Annotated in this window: 23 protein-coding genes; 10 read left to right on the top strand and 13 right to left on the bottom strand. The window is 26.0% G+C overall.

What is annotated here, in order from left to right:
• Positions 1 to 3 precede the first annotated feature (3 nt).
• The 5 genes from purB (at position 4) to AAHM88_RS07315 (ending at position 4,207) form a co-directional block, all read left to right on the top strand.
• The gene (purB, locus tag AAHM88_RS07335) at positions 4 to 1,302 is read left to right on the top strand and encodes an adenylosuccinate lyase (RefSeq protein ID WP_342262781.1); all 1,299 of its coding nucleotides are present in this window, start codon (positions 4 to 6) and stop codon (positions 1,300 to 1,302) included.
• 12 nt (positions 1,303 to 1,314) lie between these two features.
• On the top strand, positions 1,315 to 2,160 hold the full coding sequence (gene rsmI, locus AAHM88_RS07330; protein ID WP_342262780.1) for a 16S rRNA (cytidine(1402)-2'-O)-methyltransferase: 846 nt from the start codon (positions 1,315 to 1,317) through the stop codon (positions 2,158 to 2,160).
• Positions 2,161 to 2,284: 124 nt separating this feature from the next.
• Positions 2,285 to 3,073 carry a hypothetical protein gene (locus tag AAHM88_RS07325; RefSeq protein WP_342262779.1) on the top strand — a complete coding sequence of 263 codons (789 nt, stop codon included), beginning with the start codon at positions 2,285 to 2,287 and terminating at the stop codon, positions 3,071 to 3,073.
• Positions 3,074 to 3,134: 61 nt separating this feature from the next.
• Positions 3,135 to 3,950, top strand: a complete 816-nt coding sequence (locus AAHM88_RS07320; protein WP_342262778.1) for a hypothetical protein — start codon at positions 3,135 to 3,137, stop codon at positions 3,948 to 3,950.
• Positions 3,951 to 3,970: 20 nt separating this feature from the next.
• Complete coding sequence (locus tag AAHM88_RS07315; RefSeq protein ID WP_342262777.1) at positions 3,971 to 4,207, top strand: hypothetical protein; 237 nt, start codon at positions 3,971 to 3,973, stop codon at positions 4,205 to 4,207.
• 69 nt (positions 4,208 to 4,276) lie between these two features.
• Here AAHM88_RS07315 and tpx read toward each other — a convergent pair whose 3' ends face one another.
• The gene (gene tpx, locus AAHM88_RS07310; protein ID WP_342262776.1) at positions 4,277 to 4,765 is read right to left on the bottom strand and encodes a thiol peroxidase; all 489 of its coding nucleotides are present in this window, start codon (positions 4,763 to 4,765) and stop codon (positions 4,277 to 4,279) included.
• 92 nt (positions 4,766 to 4,857) lie between these two features.
• Here tpx and metG point away from each other — a divergent pair, with 92 nt between their 5' ends.
• From metG to AAHM88_RS07290, 4 genes are all read left to right on the top strand, one after another.
• Complete coding sequence (metG, locus tag AAHM88_RS07305) at positions 4,858 to 6,402, top strand: methionine--tRNA ligase (protein WP_342262775.1); 1,545 nt, start codon at positions 4,858 to 4,860, stop codon at positions 6,400 to 6,402.
• Between the two features lie 28 nt (positions 6,403 to 6,430).
• Positions 6,431 to 7,156, top strand: a complete 726-nt coding sequence (locus tag AAHM88_RS07300; RefSeq protein WP_342262774.1) for a hypothetical protein — start codon at positions 6,431 to 6,433, stop codon at positions 7,154 to 7,156.
• Positions 7,157 to 7,391: 235 nt separating this feature from the next.
• Entirely contained in the window at positions 7,392 to 8,333 is a 942-nt protein-coding gene (locus tag AAHM88_RS07295) for a hypothetical protein (protein WP_342262773.1), read from the top strand.
• 68 nt (positions 8,334 to 8,401) lie between these two features.
• Positions 8,402 to 8,905 (top strand): hypothetical protein, encoded by a 504-nt coding sequence (locus tag AAHM88_RS07290; RefSeq protein ID WP_342262772.1) that lies wholly within the window; start codon positions 8,402 to 8,404, stop codon positions 8,903 to 8,905.
• A gap of 333 nt (positions 8,906 to 9,238) precedes the next feature.
• Here AAHM88_RS07290 and AAHM88_RS07285 read toward each other — a convergent pair whose 3' ends face one another.
• From AAHM88_RS07285 to AAHM88_RS07230, 12 genes are all read right to left on the bottom strand, one after another.
• Positions 9,239 to 10,321, bottom strand: coding sequence for an integrase core domain-containing protein (locus AAHM88_RS07285; RefSeq protein ID WP_342262771.1), 1,083 nt, complete (start codon positions 10,319 to 10,321; stop codon positions 9,239 to 9,241).
• A gap of 158 nt (positions 10,322 to 10,479) precedes the next feature.
• The gene (locus AAHM88_RS07280) at positions 10,480 to 10,923 is read right to left on the bottom strand and encodes a hypothetical protein (RefSeq protein WP_342262770.1); all 444 of its coding nucleotides are present in this window, start codon (positions 10,921 to 10,923) and stop codon (positions 10,480 to 10,482) included.
• Positions 10,924 to 10,979: 56 nt separating this feature from the next.
• Complete coding sequence (locus AAHM88_RS07275; RefSeq protein WP_342262769.1) at positions 10,980 to 12,845, bottom strand: hypothetical protein; 1,866 nt, start codon at positions 12,843 to 12,845, stop codon at positions 10,980 to 10,982.
• Entirely contained in the window at positions 12,838 to 13,221 is a 384-nt protein-coding gene (locus tag AAHM88_RS07270) for a hypothetical protein (RefSeq protein WP_342262768.1), read from the bottom strand. The genes AAHM88_RS07275 and AAHM88_RS07270 overlap by 8 nt, the downstream gene beginning before the upstream one ends.
• Before the next feature lie 26 nt (positions 13,222 to 13,247).
• Positions 13,248 to 13,502, bottom strand: coding sequence for a hypothetical protein (locus AAHM88_RS07265; RefSeq protein ID WP_342262767.1), 255 nt, complete (start codon positions 13,500 to 13,502; stop codon positions 13,248 to 13,250).
• A 9-nt stretch (positions 13,503 to 13,511) separates the two neighbouring features.
• Entirely contained in the window at positions 13,512 to 13,838 is a 327-nt protein-coding gene (locus AAHM88_RS07260; RefSeq protein ID WP_342262766.1) for a hypothetical protein, read from the bottom strand.
• A 12-nt stretch (positions 13,839 to 13,850) separates the two neighbouring features.
• The gene (locus AAHM88_RS07255) at positions 13,851 to 14,834 is read right to left on the bottom strand and encodes a hypothetical protein (protein WP_342262765.1); all 984 of its coding nucleotides are present in this window, start codon (positions 14,832 to 14,834) and stop codon (positions 13,851 to 13,853) included.
• A 40-nt stretch (positions 14,835 to 14,874) separates the two neighbouring features.
• Positions 14,875 to 15,117, bottom strand: coding sequence for a hypothetical protein (locus AAHM88_RS07250; RefSeq protein ID WP_342262764.1), 243 nt, complete (start codon positions 15,115 to 15,117; stop codon positions 14,875 to 14,877).
• Between the two features lie 15 nt (positions 15,118 to 15,132).
• Entirely contained in the window at positions 15,133 to 15,366 is a 234-nt protein-coding gene (locus AAHM88_RS07245; RefSeq protein ID WP_342262763.1) for a hypothetical protein, read from the bottom strand.
• A 164-nt stretch (positions 15,367 to 15,530) separates the two neighbouring features.
• The gene (locus tag AAHM88_RS07240) at positions 15,531 to 15,743 is read right to left on the bottom strand and encodes a hypothetical protein (RefSeq protein WP_215826178.1); all 213 of its coding nucleotides are present in this window, start codon (positions 15,741 to 15,743) and stop codon (positions 15,531 to 15,533) included.
• Positions 15,744 to 15,772: 29 nt separating this feature from the next.
• Positions 15,773 to 15,949, bottom strand: coding sequence for a hypothetical protein (locus AAHM88_RS07235; protein ID WP_342262762.1), 177 nt, complete (start codon positions 15,947 to 15,949; stop codon positions 15,773 to 15,775).
• Positions 15,950 to 16,139: 190 nt separating this feature from the next.
• Positions 16,140 to 16,469, bottom strand: a complete 330-nt coding sequence (locus AAHM88_RS07230; protein ID WP_342262761.1) for a hypothetical protein — start codon at positions 16,467 to 16,469, stop codon at positions 16,140 to 16,142.
• A 334-nt stretch (positions 16,470 to 16,803) separates the two neighbouring features.
• Here AAHM88_RS07230 and AAHM88_RS07225 point away from each other — a divergent pair, with 334 nt between their 5' ends.
• Entirely contained in the window at positions 16,804 to 17,328 is a 525-nt protein-coding gene (locus tag AAHM88_RS07225) for a hypothetical protein (protein ID WP_342262760.1), read from the top strand.
• Positions 17,329 to 17,428: the final 100 nt, after the last annotated feature.

The following is a 17,428-nucleotide window of genomic DNA, read 5'->3' as shown; positions in this document are numbered from 1 at the left end:
AAGATGATTAAGCGTTATCAAACAAAAGAAATGAAAGTGATTTGAAGTGAAGAAAAGAAATATGATACTTGATTAAAAGTAGAATTATTAGTGTGTGATGCCTGAGGCAATTTAGGATTAATTGATAAATCTGATTTAAAAAAATTGAAAAAAGTTAAAGTTGATTTAAAATTAATGAATAGTTTAGAAAAGCAAACACAACATGATATGGTTGCTTTTACAAGAATGTTATCACATAGTTTAGAAAATGAAAAACGCTGAATTCATTTAGGATTAACTTCAACTGATGTTGTTGATACTGCCCAAAATTATTTAATTAAGCAAGCAAACGATGTTATTGCTAAAGAACTGCAAAAATTATTAGATAATTTAAAACTAAAAGCTTTAAAATATCGGAATTTAATTTGTATTGGCAGAACACATGGCATATTTGCCGAACCGACTTCTTTTGGTTTAAAATTTGTTTTATGGTATGAAGAAATTAATCGGCAAGTGGAAAGATTTTTGTTAGCACGTAAGCAAATTGAAGTTATTAAAATTTCTGGTGCGGTTGGTAATTATGCGAATGTTGAACCAGTTGTGGAGGATTTTGTCAGACAAGAGTTAGAATTAGGTGTTGATAATATTTCAACACAAGTAACCCAAAGAGATCGGCATGCCTTTCTTTTTAGTGTTTTTGCAAATATTGCTTCCACATTAGAAAAAATTGCTCTTGAAATTCGTCATAGTCAGCGAAGTGAAGTTGATGAAATTCGCGAAGGATTTTCATTAAACCAAAAAGGTTCTAGTGCGATGCCTCATAAACAAAATCCAATTGGGAGTGAAAATATTTGTGGGTTAGCGCGTCTGATTCGTGCTAATAGTGTTGTTGCTTATGAAAATAATTTGTTATGAAATGAAAGAGATATTTCGCATAGTTCTAATGAAAGAATAATTATTAGTGGAACATTTTCATTATTACATTTTATTTTAAAGCGGATGAATGCGATTCTTAATCTTTTAGAAGTTAATGAAAAAAATATTGCTTTAAATATTGAAAAAACATTTAATACTTTTTTTAGTCAAAGATTATTATTAGAAATTATTAAGAAAACCCAATTTTCTCGTGAAGAAATTTATGATTTTTTACAAGAGTGTACTTTTGCTAGTTTAAAAGAAAAACGAGATTTTAAGGAAGTTGTTAAAGAATATAAAATTTCTAAATATTTAGATGATAAGCAATTAGAAAAATGTTTTGATATTAATTATTTTGTTCGTAATGTTAATATTATTTATGAACGGGTTTTTCCTAAAAGAGAATAGGATAAGATAATAATGATTCAGAAAAGTTTTCGTAATGAGCAGCCATCGCTATATTTAGTAGCAACACCAATTGGCAATTTAAAAGAGTTAAATAGTCGGATTGCAGAAACTTTACAACTGGTTGTTGTAATTTTTTGTGAAGATACAAGAGTAAGTAAGAAAATATTACAACATTTTAATATTAAGAAAAAACTTATTTCGTTACATCAACATAATGAAAAAGAACGAATTGATTTAGTATTACAATTTTTAAATAATAATCAATCAGTTGCTTTGCTAAGTAATGCTGGCTATCCATTAATATCGGATCCCGGATATCAATTAGTCCAAGCAGTAATTGCTAAGGAATATAATGTTGTTAGTATTAGTGGTTCTAGTGCGTTATTAAATGCTTTAGTTTGTTCGGGATTACCACCATATCCGTTTTCTTTTTGAGGTTTTTTAGACCACAAAGTAGGAAAACTTAAACAACAAGTTGAACAATTAAAATATCGTTCTGAATCGTTAATTTTTTATGTTGGTGTGCATCATTTAGAAAAAACATTAAGGGTGATGAAAGAAATTTTAGGTAATCGTGATGTTTGTTTAGCAAGAGAGTTAACGAAGATGTATGAAACTATTTATCGAATGCCATTAAATGATATTATTAACCTTGATTTAACTTCATTAAAGGGTGAATTTGTGTTAATTGTTAAAGGATATGAAGTGGTGGTTGATTATCGTTCTTTAACTATTAAAGACCACATTATCTTAGTAGCTAAAAAGCAAAATATTACTATTAAAGAAGCAATTAAGGAAGTAGCAAATATGCGAAATCTTCCTAAAAGTCTTGTATATCAAGTCTATCATCAAGAGTAACCCTAGGAGCAGAAATGTTGACATTTTCCTATTTTTACTGTATATATTAACGAGTTAAGGTATAAAATAGGAAAAGAAAGTTTCAGTTTATACTGAACAAATTATTAAAAAAAGAGGGAAAAATATGAATATGAATGGAACAAAGCGTTTATTAATGGCTTTAACTAGTATTACATTAGGTTTAGGAACAGCGACAATTGGTTTAGTTGCTTGTTCAACAGGGACAGTTACTTTTGATAAAATTACAAGTCAAGAAGCAATTGCTCAACTTAAAACAAATTTTGCTAATACTGTTAATACTTTAAAGACAAGAATTAAAACTTTGGAAACTCAATATGATGCACAAAAACAAGCATTTAAAGCAGTAAAAGGTAAGATTGATAACCTAATTAGTAGTGTAAAAACTATTGGAGAAAATAATGATGCATTATTACTAGAACTTAAAACACAATATGATGCGATTAAATCAAATGATACAGTTGTTGTAATTAAAGAGTTAACTGAATTTAATAGTGAAAAAACTACTGCTTTAAAGTATGTTAAGGCTCTTGAAGACTACCGATTTGAAAAAGAAAAATCTTTAAATGCTAAATTAGTTAAGAAGGATGAACAAATTGCTAAATTAAATGAGCAAATTGAATCATATGAACAACAAGTTAAGTTAATTACTGATTTAGTTGCTACTTTTGGTAAAGAAGGTAGTTTAAAAGAACTTAAAAAAGTAAAAGAAGAAGCGAAATTTGAAGACCAAGTTGATCATATTAAAGCTGAGTTTGAAAGAATAATTAAAGAAAAAACTAAGCTTAATACTGAAAATGAAGCAAATAAGCAAGAAATTAAGGATGCTAATGAGGCTTTAGATGCTTTACAAATAGCGCGATTGATACTGGTAAAGCCGTTAAAACTGAATTAGAAACTGCTGTTAACGATTTAGAAGAGTTAATTAACAACTTCAAACAATAAGAGGCAATATTATGATGTTTAAAAATCTTTTAAACCTTTTAATTGTAGCTAGTTTGACAGTTGGGGTAGGGGTTACTTTAACAGCTTGTGCTGATAAAGCACCAATTCCTACGGAACAAAACTTAATTGTTAACGATAGTATTTTTGATGAAATTGTTAATAACACTTTATTTCGTGTTGAAAAACAAAGTTTAGTGAATAAAATTAATGATTTGACTAATCAAATAAAAAATCTTGATAAAAATATTGATTTAACTATTGCACAACTAGAAAATATTAAGGTCAAATTAGAAATTAAGATTAAAAAATACCAAGATGAATTAGCACTTTTAAATGCTGATTTACAAAAATTGGATGAGTTAGTTAATAGTTTTGGTAAAGATAAATTAAAGGATATTAAACCTTTTACGGGTTCTAAAACTGATTGAAAGGGTAAAATTGCCCATATTAAAGCTGAATTTTTACGAATAATTGGTGAACGAAAAGATTTAATTAAGGAAAATCATAGTTTAATAATACAACTTATTAAATTGTATTTTGAAACTGAGTTTGATTTTAATGTCCACAAATTAAATACTGGTAATACCAGATTAGATGCGTATAATAAGGCAAAAGAATTAATTAAAACTTTATTAGGTGATGATTACCAACTTTTAAAAATTTCATTTAAAGGTTCAGAAACTGATAATTTAACTGGTAATTCAGAATGATACGATATGGATATTACTATTGGTAAAGAAACGGCAACGATTCGTTTTAAAGTAAAAAATGTTAGTTTTATTAGAAAATCAAATGAAGAAATTTTAACTTTAGTTAAAAATTTTTAAAAATTCGCTATAACTGACGTTTGAAAGAACTTACAAACTCAAGGAGCGAAGCTATTGCTCTTTTAAAAGAACAATTACAAAAATATTTGGGAAAAATAAACTATGATCAAGTAATTATTGAGGATGGAACACCAATTTCAAAAAATAATAAATTAACTTCTTTTTTTGGTGAAACAGATCTTGATTTAACTGTTAAAGTTGGTAGTTTAGATGAAGTTTCATTAAGTTTATATTTAGAAGGACTTTCACATATATAAAACTTATATAAATTAATAATAAAATAAATAAAACACACTTTGTATAAAGTGTGTTTTTAACATATGTGATTATTTGTTTAAAAAGTCTCATAGTTTAGCGTAATTCGGTTCCACTGATGTTTCTTCGTTAATATCAATATAGATAACGATGTTATTTTCATCTAATACTAATAAGGTTCTTGCTAGAAGTTCTAGTTTTTGGATTACTAAACCAGTTTTAATGCCGAAATCACGGTATTTGTAATCAGATATAAGGATGTGATTATTGTCTTTAAAACTTTCACAAGCTTTATTTTGGGCGAAGGGTAGGTCTCTTGAAATTGTAATTAGTTGCATATTTTCTAGTTTACTAATATTTTCGTTCATATGTTTAGTTTGGGTTAAACAAGTGCTAGTATCAACACTGGGGACAACTGAGATTACTTTCTTTTTATTGACGATATCAGTTATTTTAAAGTCTGACATATTAAGATTAGTGGCGATAAAATCAAGAGTTTCACCAATTTTAATTGGTTCTTTAATTAATTGTAAAGGTTTTCCTTTCATTTTTACTTCCATATTAGTCCTCCTTAGGGTATGTATAATTTAATTATATAAAGAAATGATGTAATATAATATATAATATAAATAATTTGATAAAGGATGAAGTTATGCAACCAAAATATTTTTATGTTTCAACGCCAATATATTATCCGAATAATGAATTGCACTTAGGGCATGCGTATACAACAGTTTTAAGTGATGTTTTAGCGCGTTATAAGAAACAACAAGGTTATGAAGTATTTTTTACTACTGGTAGTGATGAACACGGACAAAAAATTGCTAAGGCGGCACAATTAGCAAATATTACCCCCCAAGAATTTGTTGATGGCATCGTTAATAAGTTTAAAGATTTATGAACAGCCTTACACATTGATTATTCTAAATTTATTAGAACTAGTAGTCAAGAACATACTATTGTTGTTGAAAAAATCTTTAATCAGTTATTAGCCCAAGAAGATATTTACTTAGATCAATATGAAGGCTGATATTGTATTGCTTGTGAAGAATTTGTTACTAAATCACAAATTTCTCGTGATAAGTTGCATTTATTATGTAATCAACAATTAAAGTTTTTACAAGAAGAAAGTTATTTTTTTAAAGTTTCAAAGTATCAAGAACAATTGTTAGCTTATTATCATCAACATCCTGACTTTATTTATCCCGAATCACGAATGAATGAAATGATTAATAATTTTTTAAGTCCGGGACTTCAAGATTTAAGTGTTACAAGAACAAGTTTTAATTGAGGGATTCCGGTTAAAGAAAATTCCAAACATATAATTTATGTTTGAATTGATGCTTTAAGCAATTATTTAAGTTCATTAGGTTATCTTTCATCAGATAATAGTGAATTTAATAAATATTGAGGCGAAAATAGTGAAATTGTGCAATTTTTAGGTAAAGAAATTACTAGATTTCATGCTATTTATTGACCAATCCTATTAATGGCATTAAATATTCGTTTACCTAATAAATTAATTAGTCATTCGTGAATCACAATGAATGATGATAAAATGTCAAAATCAAAAGATAATAGTATTAATCCATTACAATTAATTAATGAGTATGGCAGTGATGCTTTACGATTTTTTCTTGTTAATGATTTACATATTACCAGAGATAGTAATTATAGCTTACAATTATTAATTGATTCTTATAATAGTAATTTAGTTAATAATTTAGGTAATTTATTATCAAGAACAATGACAATGACCGAAAAATATTTTAATAATGTTATTCCGCAGTATGTTCCTAGTACTAATGATTTAGATAAGGCATTAGAACAACACATTCATTTAACAATTGAAAGTTATGAAGCAAAAATGGATCAATATTTAATTAATGATGCTGTTAAAGCAGTAATTGAATTATTACATTATGCTAATAAGTATATTGAAGAAAGAACTCCTTGAATATTATTTACTAATCATGATGTTAATTTAAATAAAGTTATTAATAATTTATTACAAGTTTTAAAAGTAAGTGCGTATTTATTACAACCTGTTTTAGTAACGAAAAGTATTGTTATTTTTCAACAATTAAATATTAATTACGAACAGTTAAATTTTACAAATTTAACTAATTTTCAAGACTTAGATAATGTTAAAATTAATTTGAAACAAATATTATTTCCACGAATAAATAATAGTTAATTATTTTTAATTTAAAGGAGGATATTTTATGAAAATTACTAAAGATTCTAATAAATGATGGTTCATTTATGAAATCGTAATTGCCGTCTTTACATTATCAGTTTTAATTTTTGGTTATGTTGAACATTTAATAACTAAAACTTGAATGCGAAGTATTGATGAGCCTTTTTCTTATACGGGTTTTCAAGGTCAATATTTTAGTTATTTTACAATTCAAAGTAATATTATTGTTTTTGTGTGATTTTTATTAGCAGCAATTTATCACTTTAAAAGTGATAAACCACTAATTTTAAGACAAGGTGGTTTAATTGTCATCTCATTATATATTTCTATTACTTTTATAACATATATGACAATGATGCTCCCTTTTGCGGCGACAACAATGGCACCGATTACTTGATTTGAAAATATGAGTCAGCATTTAATTATTCCATTATTAGTAATTTGCTATATGTGTTTTCATATTGGTGAAAAACCAATTGTTATTAAAGAATATTTAAAGAAAAAATTATGAATTAATTTTCTTTATCCATTGTTTTACTTTTTATATATTATTCTTCGCTTGTATATGGGAGTATTAGATGATAAACCAACTTTATTGTATTTCCCTTATTTACCTAAATTAGATGTTGCGAATTGATTGTTAGTTGTTTTAGTTATTATCGCTAGTATCATTATTTTGATTTTATTTGTTGTTGTTAATATCTTTTATTGTTATATAAATAATAAAATATATGAACGAAAAGAAAAATAATCAAAAACCGCTAGAGTAGGGGAATATTTGACTTTTTAAGGTATTTTTTATATAATTAATAGGATAAGGTATAAATTAGAAATGAAGAGTTACTACTTTTTTATGTAGTTTTGGTTTATATTGAGTAAAAATGAGGTATTAAAAGCTATGAATAAAATAGAAATAACAGGTCAAAAAATTACAAATTTAAACTATAAAAAAGTTTTAAATAAATGACAAATAGAAGTAGATTAAAATGGTTAAACGATGATTAAATATTTTAATTGTGACTGTTTTTTCGTTAGGAATTGGTACTAATTTAATTGCTTGTTCTTCGCAAACAATGGCAAAAAATTTCATTAAGGAAGAAATTACGAATAATCAGTTATTAAATGAGGAAATAAACGCGTTAAAAAGAAAAATTGCGATTTTAACAAATGATTTTCAGGAGTTAATTAAGAAAAACAATGTTACTAAAAAAAGAATTGGCCAACAAGAAAGTGAAATCGTGCAATTAATTGAATATACCAGTGAATTAACTAAGTTAATAAGTAGTTTTGGTAGTGGTGAATTAGCAGATATTGCTAAGTTGCTTAAAGATAATGCTACTTTGGAAGATAAACTGCATCATATTAGAACGGAAATGGCAAGATTGTTAAATAAAGAGGAATTAATTGCTAAAAATGATGCTTTAAAAGTAAAAATTGTTTCTACATATTTAGAACAATTTAATGCCAATAATCGTTTCGATTTAAGTGGATTAAATATAAATCAGCAACGAAGTTATGCTTTGGATAAAGTAAAAATAAAATTACAGGAAAAATTTCCTAATATCTTTAAACATATTAGTAATCTTGAAATTTATAATGAAACTTGAACACTAGGAAAAAATGCTATTGAAGTTTTTAAAGATGGTAATACCGCACTGGAAATTAGGTTTAAAATTGGTGTTAAAACTTCGCAATGAATTCCAATGTATTTTAAAAATATTAAAAATAATGATGAACAGTTATTTAATAAAGTGAAAACATATTTAGAGAATTTTGATTTTTCTCATCCTTTTGACTTAGAAGGAATGACTGCTGATAAAAAAATTAGTGATGTTTTAGAAAAACTTCGAAAAAATTTAAAAAATCAATTTAGTCAGGAATATAATCGGATTAAGATTGATATGTCGGGTTATTTAATAAGACAATAGAAGAAGATGGTTTATTACGACCTAAAAGTGGCGATTATGATAATAATTATAAGCAAGTTACTCTTACAGTGGGTTCATTTAATGATACAATAGAACTTTTCTTTAAAAATATTAAAAGAACTGATGAACAGTTATTTAATAAAGTAAAAGAGTATTTAGCGAAATTTACTAAAGATAATCCTTTTGACTTAGAAGGAATGACTGCTACTGAACAAATTCGCGATATTTTATCAAAAATGAGAAAAGATTTAAAAAGTCAATTTGGTGATGAATCTAGTCGGATGGCAATTACTATGAAGAATGTTAATAACACCATAGAAGAAGATGGTCTTTTTGACCTTAATGAAAATTATAAGAGAGTTAGTTTGACAATTGGTTCATTTACAGGCGAAATAAATGTTTATTTTAATAATTTTAAAAGAACTGATGAACAGTTATTTAATAAAGTAAAAGAGTATTTAGCGAAATTTACTAAAGATAATCCTTTTGACTTAGAAGGAATGTGTAATATACCACAGATGTTTTGCACAATCAAGAAAAACATTAAAAAGGGACGCATAAAGTTTTGTTAGGTGGTAAAAGATTTAAATAATTATGAAAGAAAAGCAACTACAAATTGGTTACCTTTTTATTTGAAAAATAAGTAATAAAACAAAATATTTAATATTAACAAACATAATCTTAATAAAAAGGTTATAAAAACTAAGTAAAATGCTTATAAAACCAACATTAAAATAATTTTTTACAACAAAAATCATACATTAGAAATATATACTTAATTTGCATATTAAAATAATTTATAGCAAATAATTATTTTTTCTTTTTTTAAAAATACCTAAGAAAACTAAACGCGACCAGTTTATTTACTTGTTAAGAATAAAAGTATAAATTGTATATAATTAAAATTATTTTGTTAAAAATTTTTGTAATGTTTGAAATGGCGTTTTAGTGTTTAGTGATGAATGACAGCGTTCAAAGTTATAAAAGTAATAATATTTGTTTAAATAATGTTGAAGTTCATTTTGATTTAACTTTTTATCCTTAGCATAAAATAATTTAGTATAATGTTGATGAAATCGCTCAATTTTACCGTTACTTTGTGGTGAACGAATTGGAGTGGTTTCATGGATAACCCCATTCTTTGAAAGAAAGGTTGTAAAAGGCCTTTCTTTTACTTTGTATGCTTTTTTATTACTTCAATTAGTAGTGGTGAATTCAGGAGCATTATCAGTACGAAGGCGTTTAATTGTTATACCAAGTTCGTCGAAATCTTTCATTGCTCTTTGCACGGCATTAAGGGCATTGTTAGTTCCTAAACTATCATAAACATAACCAAATACTATTCGTGTTATTTCGTCAATGAAATCATAAATATAATATTTTTTATCAACCGGAAAATTTGATGGGGTAATAATTTTGGCATCCATTTGTAAAAGACCAATCTCGGACACTTCATAACGCTTAAAATGGCGTTTTGTTTGTTTGATTTGCTGTTTTAATTCTTTTCAACGAGGGTCAGATTTAATTCAACGATAAAAAGTTTTAATATTTTTCGGAACTTCCGAATTTTTAACATCATGAAAACCGATTTTTAAATTGTTAAATAAAGACCACATCCCGCCGGCTTGAAGATTTTTGTAATCAAAATATAAATCACATACTTTTTTGCGAGAATTTAAACTATATTGATAATTAATATTTTGTGGTTTTGTAGTTTTAAACAATAACAAATCTAAATTGTCAGAATAATAAGCGGTCATAATTTTTTCTGCCCAACGATAAAAGGTTTTCGTTGCATTCTTAAAATATTTTTTAATAAGTTTTGTTAAAGTAGTTTCTTCAATATAGAAATAAGTACATAAATTTAAATAGTTAGTAATGCGTTTTTTAGTTTTATAGTAATAAGGATTACGGCAATTAGCACTTAGTCAACTTTGGGTTTTTGCTTTTAAATCCGCTAAATCAGCTTGAGAAATAATATATTTCATTTTAAAACTCCTTAAATTAAGAAAATCGTATTACAAAAAACACGATTTTCAAAAATATTTATTAAATTACTAATTTTTATTAGGCATTTTGACAGAAAAGGATGTTATAACTCGGTTCTAAATAATAATTTTGATTAGGCAATGGTTGCGGTTGCTCGTTATCCTTTTTGGGTAAAAGCAGGAGAAGCAAACATTAATTCTAATCAATCATATTGTCAATCAGCTCCCATACCCATTTCACTTGTTCCAATATTATAAGTATGAATTTTAGCTTTAATACTAACTGCATCAACTTTACCTAATTTTGTTAAATCATAATCACCAGTCAATAAATCACTAACAGTTTTTTCCGTAAACCGAAAAGATGGATATCAAGTAATACCATTAATCATATTCTCTGGTAAATTTTTTAACTCACTTTTATTAAAATTTGAAAACCCAACAAGATTTCTTTTAGAATTATTACCTTGTCAATTAATAGTTGCCTTAGATAAAGAAAATTCATAAATTTTATTTTTAACAAACTGAAAATCATTGCTTTTACAAGCAAAAGTAAACACCACAATTACTAAACTTAACACTGATAAACTTTTTTTTAACATAATTAAAAATCCTCCTTTCAAAGAGATTATATTATACTAAGAATATTAAAAATATTTTAAGAGAACTTTTTAATTAACATTAACAAAATTGCTAAGGGCACTACAAATTCAAATAGCATTTGAAATGCCGGAATAACTTCAAACACCGGAAAGGCAGTTTTGGTAAAATTAATCGTTGTTTTTGCAATATCCGCAAGCGGGCGAATTAAAAGATTAATCCCAGAAAGACCAAGTAATCAATTTAACACACTAACAGAAGCGTGCTGAATGCCACAAGATATTGCACTAAATAGGCCCCAATAAGAACAGTTGGGCGTAGGAATTAAATCATCGGTATTACCATTTGTTCCACCACCAATAAAAGCTGTTGAATTCAAAATGTTAAAATCGTATAAAGAATAATGATATTCAGTACTTTCATTTTTCTTTTTATATAGTGGAAAAGTTAGTGTAAAAATATTAATTCCATACATCACATCAACTTTGGCATTGTAAAAATACAATTTATTACTAGTAGTGTTTCATAATTGGTTATCATATGCTTTTAACACATTAAAATATACTTGATAAGAACTTTTGCCAATATTAAAACCATTGGCAACTTGTTTATCTTTAACAAAAAAATAGGAACGAAAAATCATATTCTTACTATTTTCGATTGTTGAACCAAAGTTAATTAAATACTGTTTGGGATAAAAAGTAATTAAGGAACGATAGAAAAAACCCATTTGTAAAACATTTTTAGGAATTTGTTGCATTCCTTTGTAATCTAATTCTACATAAGTAGAAGCATCCATATCAAAACTCGCATAAAAGAATTGTACAAAAAACTCACCTAAAACTTTATAAATTTTATTAAATAAACCATTAATAAAATCAATAGTTAAATCTTTTTGATAATAAAGCATAAAATCTTTAAAATCAAATTTTAATTTGTCATCATAGCGTAAAAAATGGAAAGTATTACCATAATAATTAACTTGTCCAAAAAAGGTATTAATAAAATCTCCTCCAAAACTTGTTCGCGAGCCAGATTTTCAAAGCGATTTACCATTTTCTAAAAACTCATTACTACCCACAATGCTGCCGTGCTCAGTTTTTATAGTAATAACATCACCAAAACTAGAAAAGGAAAGTTCTCTAAAAATAACTTTTTCAATAAAACCGGGTGGATATGAATTTTTGCGACTTAAATTAAATTTACTATTTTGTTTAAAACCATTTAATTTAATTGAAATTTCACTCATATATTTAAAATTATCGTCAAAGAAATTAAAAATTGGGACTCAATATAAATAACTATAATTAAATTTATCAAAATCTCGGCGTTGTATCATCAAATAGTCTAATTTATCTTGAAACTGAGTATAATCATACTCGCCATCATTTTTAGTTATTTCCGTAGGTAATGGTTGCTCGTTATATTTTTCGGGCAGAGGAGGAGAAGCAAACATTAATTCTAATCAATCATATTGTCAATCAGCTCCCATGCCCATCTCACTTGTTCCAATATTATAAGTATGAATTTTACCTTTAATACTAACTGCATCAACTTTACCTAATTTTGTTAAATCATAATCACCAGTCAATAAATCACTAACAGTTTTTTCCGTAAACCGAAAAGATGGATATCAAGTAATACCATTAATCATATTCTCTGGTAAATTTTTTAACTCACTTTTATTAAAATTTGAAAACCCAACAAGATTTCCTTTAGAATTATTACCTTGTCAATTAATAGTTGCCTTAGATAAAGAAAATTCATAAATTTTACCATTACTAGAATTTGTGGCTCGTTTTTGTCGTTTCATAAAAGATTGTTCCATCATAGCAGGTTTTGGTGGTTGTTTTGTATCAAAGAACGCCCCTAACGGTACCAAACTAATAAACATTATAATAAATCAAGAAATAATCTTATGCATCTCATCACATCTTAAAACTCTTTTTTATCGCTTTAAAAGCATCAGAAAATTTATAATGTTGATGTTGCGGACATTCACAATTAACAACTTGCATTTGATGCTTTCTAAAAACTTTATTAAAATAATAACCCCTAATAATTAACTTAATACCAGTTATTAACAAATAAACGATTAATAATCAAAAATACACCTTAAGAACTAAATTTTGAAAATCAAACAATATAAAATCTTTAAAAAACTCATCTGTATTAGTTCTAATTCTTGTTAAAAACATTCAAATTATAACCATAACAGTATGAAATATAATAAAAAAATGCATAAAACCTAAAACGCTTTTAAATCATTTAATACTTAATATTTTCTTTAACTTTTTCATTTTTTAACTCCTTTCAAAGTATTTTTTTATTCAGTAGGTCCTCTTAAAATTAAATATATTGTTGATAAAATACAAATTGTTCCTAAAATTTGGAAAATCGGATGTTGGGAAAATAACCTTATCATTGGTTTAAACAAATCTAAAATTTTAATATTTTTTGATAAAACTTTATTAAAATATTCTAAACCCTCACGCACATAGGCTCATAAACCTAAAAAGTCATTTAAAGCAAAAATAGAAAAAACAGCAACAAGAATGAATAAAATTATTAATTTAAACATTTTAAAAACCTACCTTTTTATTCGCCGTCCGTGTTGGTCGACTCACGGTCTATTTTTAGGGTTATTACCACTAAATTTCTTAATCGGACCACTAGATGATTTTTTCTTAGTTCCTCAATTAGCAACTGATTTTCGATATTTTTTACGAAAACCAACTTTTGGTCGTTCGATATGAATACCTAAAATGCCACCAATCACAAGATTTATTACAAGCATAATTAGCGGAAAAATAATAATGCGAATATCTGTTCCAGGAATGGTTAAAGTTCAAATTAAATCAAAAACTTTATAAAACATATCGCCAATCAAACTAGCCATTTTTTCTAAGTTTTCCATTTTTAAACCCCTTTACTTGTTTTTCTTATTCAGATTATTTTTTAACTTAGTAAGTATCTTGCTGAATTTTTCCATTTTTAAATATTCTAATGCTTCAATATCCATTACATTATCATTTCAAAATTTATGTTGATATTTATCATTCAAAGCACGATTACTTAATTCACGCAAGAATGATAAATATTTATTATCGTAAAGATTTAAGATTGACATCGGAATTTTTAATTTAAAGAAATAAATGTCTAATTCTGGAATGCTACGATACTTGATTTTGCGACCTTTTTTATCATTTTTTGCATTAATTAGCGTTAATCGTCATTGCTCATATTCACTTACCGATTTAAAAGTGCCGTAAATAACTTGTAAATAGGGTCGGAAAATACTAACCGGTTTTTTTCTAATACCAACAATTATTGAATTCGCAATATCACGAACTTTAACTCATATATGTTCGGCTCGTTGTCCGCTTGCTAATACGATATGGGTAAATTGCCGAGCCGAAGCGAAATATTCTTGTAAACCTTGGGTTACTCTATCATTTTCTTTATAATCAGTTCCTTCTAAAAATAAGTTAGTTTCATCTCATAACAGTAAATGTTTTTCATCTAAAATTGGATAATTATAATCTAAAAGTGACATGTGTCCTAATGAAAGCATTTGTTTATCTGTAATCGGAAAAGTAGAAATCGTTTTTCAACCACTTAATAAGTAAGAAGCTAAAACCATTAAAGCGGTTTTTCCAGTTCCTAAAGCACCAATTACTAAATTTAAAGGTGAATTTAATAAGAAATTAATAAAACTACGACGAGCAAAGAAATGAGAAATTTTAGTATATAAAACATACAAAGCAATTAATAAATAAATAATATCAAATAACATTCTTCAACTTTGGGGATTATAATAATGCAAAATCGCACCATAAAATCACGCAATAATAAATAAAGTGCGATTTAAAGCGACAAAATCATATAATCTTAAATTTATTTTCTTAAACAATAGCATCACTTAAATCACACTTTCTTTATTATTTTTATTATTATCTGCCGGGCATTAATTTTTCAAACATTTTGAAAGCGATTAAAAATAAACCAATAATCACACCAAGCAAGAAAACTCAATATGTAGCAAAGAAATTAACGACATTTGGCATATTACCACCAATAATATCAGTTCAAATATTACCAAATGCTTTAATTAATGCTTTTCATAAGTTAGTAACCGCTTGTTCACCAGTAATTGCTACCGGTGGTGTTGTTACATCAAGAAAAGTTCTAAACATATAATCACCCCCTTTCTAAACAAAATATGATTTAACTTTATAAAATAAAATAACCATAAATAAGACAATAATTACTAATACCATTCAAAACGCAATGTTTGCTATTAAAAGCCAAAGTGTTTTTTGAGTTAAATCAATTTCTTTACCACCAGTAATACGAGCTGGAATAACTGTAATTTGAATAAATAAATCCCAAAAATACAATTTTATTTGTTCTCAATCTAAATCTTTTCAAGCAACTAAAAACATAATAATTACCGCTTAAAAGGTCAAAAGAGTAGAAAAATAATGGCTGAGAAAAGCATTACAATTATCAAAATTGAAAACAAAAATACAACTTGGGGTGGTAAATCGGCGGTTGGATAAATTAATTCAATTAACTCAATAATTATTTTTTTAAACATTTTCTAAACCTACTTTTTAATTTCTTTTTCATCTTGTTCTAATAAATTTCGCTTAAATTTTGCAATAAATATTCGTTGTGCATAAGTAAAATCTTTTGGCAACTGTTTTGCTTCACTACCATATTTCTTTTTATCTTTAAAAAACCGATAAATATTAACTGCAATATAATATGCTAGTAATAATGTTAAAATCGTAAAAAATACTAATCCAAATATACTCATTTTTCTTTTCTCCTTAATTTTCTAATCTTTTAATATACAATATCAACACAAAGTCAATTATCACCGACTAAATCAGTTCTAACAGATTCAACTGCAGATTTAGACACTCAAAATTTTTGTTCTAATCCAGTTTTATTATTAATAGAATATATAAACTTTTGACAATAATTTTTAGGTGTTTCATCCACACTAACTCACATTTTCATTTTTTAAACTCCAAAATTAATTTTTTTACTACATTAAATCAAAAAAATGCAATAACTTAGTTAAATAACTCAAACTAACATTGATAATTAACGGGCGGAGCATACGCTTTCCGCACCGTTTAAACACCTTAAAAGTTTTTTACCCCTCTTTTTCTCTCTCCTCTCTTTTTTTAAATATCGTAAAACATCTTTAAAATGAATTTTTAAAATAATCAAAACTTACAACCTTTTTATCATGTTCTTTTTCAGCAATAAAAAAACCTAACAGTTCATGACCTAAAATCAAACTAGATTCTTGCCCTTTATTATTAACCAAAACCAATTGATATTCACCATCTTTAATTATTCCAATACAAATAGAATTTTCATATTTTCCTTTATAAACAAATTTTTTTGAAAACCAAATACCAGCAGGTTCATATAATCATGGAATTTTTGGTGCTTTAATAAGCATTGCCTTTTGCGTTTCTTTTAAAAGAAATTTTTCAGTATTTAAAAAAATATTTTCAATATTTCTCATACACATACCGTCCTTACAATATTTATTTATACTAAACTAAGTTATATTTAACTTAGTTACTTAGTCTTTTAACTTAGTTTAATATACTTGTCTTTAAACTTTTTCTTTAAACTAAATTAACATAACTTGTTAGTAAACTTTGTTTACTAAAAAACTTAGTTTATCAACAACAAGGCACAAAAAAATACAAGGCATAATTAAAAATAATAAGTATTAATTTAACCTTATATTTCTTGCAATAAATAAATGAGCTCATATTTATTTATTAATTAACAGTAAGTTTGTAGAAACCAAAATCTTGTCATATGTATATGGTTTCTACAGACTAGAAGGAATGACTATTGATAAAAAGATTAGTGATGTTTTAGAAAAACTTCGAAAAAATTTAAAAAATCAATTTGGTAAAGAATCTAGTCGGATGGCGATTACTATGCAGAATGTTGGTAATAATATACAATTTGATGGGCTTTTAAAGCTTGATGAAAATTATAAGAGAGTTAGTTTGACAATTGGTTCATTTACAGGCGAAATAAATGTTTATTTTAATAATTTTCAAAATATTAGTGATTATTTAAATAAAATAATTAAAAAAGATGCTAATTTCTTTGATGAGATAGTAGAAATTGAGTATTCTGATAATAAAGAAACTAATTTAATTGCTGCTAAAAAAATTGCTAATTTTTATAAAAACAAATTTGGCTGAGAAGTTAAAATAGGTTTCATATATAACTTAAAAAATTTTGTTATTTCGGTAGATGATTATCATTTTAAACTTACTAAGTTTCTTGATGACACATTTGTTGTCCCTATTAATAAAAGTGTTATTGAAGATGAAAATTTTATCAAGGTTTTTGGTTAATAAAAAAATATAAATTTAAAACAAGACTTGTAAAAAAGTCTTGTTTTTATTTGGGAGACAAATAAGATATAATTTAAGGGAAATAAATTAAAAGGTATTA

Source organism: Spiroplasma endosymbiont of Dromius quadrimaculatus, from assembly GCF_964031155.1.
In the GTDB taxonomy this organism is placed as follows: domain Bacteria; phylum Bacillota_I; class Bacilli_A; order Mycoplasmatales; family Nriv7; genus Nriv7.
Note: the sequence above shows the minus strand (reverse complement) of the source record. Positions and strands in the feature narration are given on the sequence as shown.